At 31.5% G+C, this 464-nt stretch carries 1 protein-coding gene; it reads left to right on the plus strand.

From position 1 onward, the window contains the following. Positions 1–112: 112 nt before the first annotated feature. A partial coding sequence (locus ACWIUD_RS12085) for a hypothetical protein (protein ID WP_454149417.1) occupies positions 113–464 on the plus strand: 352 nt, incomplete at its 3' end.

The following is a 464-nucleotide window of genomic DNA, read 5'->3' on the forward strand; positions in this document are numbered from 1 at the left end:
AACGCAAATAAACACGCGAATCTAAATGATTTAAATGAATCTTGGATTGCTTCGGCGAATCAAGATTCGCCTCGCAATGATGAATCCCTTGCATTAGATTCGCTTTCATTAAATGAAACCTTTTTCTATGAATAATAAATCCTTACTTCTAGCCGATTCAACAAATCGCACGAATCAAACAACTAATCGCCGTGCAGTTAGAAATATAAATACGAATCCAAATGCAAATTCAAACTACTACTTCATTCTAACCCCATTTGTGAATCACAATTATTTCTTTGAATCAGGGCGTTATAATTTGAGTGGTTTAGAATATGGATTCGTTACAGCATTTAGTGGTAAATTAAATAATAATAATTCGTTAGGCACTCATTTTGTATTTAGCTATGCGAATCTAAATGACAAAGATGATTCAGTATTTAATATTAAATCTATGAATCTCAATTTAGGATTAAACTATAAGC

It is taken from the genome of Helicobacter sp. 23-1044, assembly GCF_053654695.1.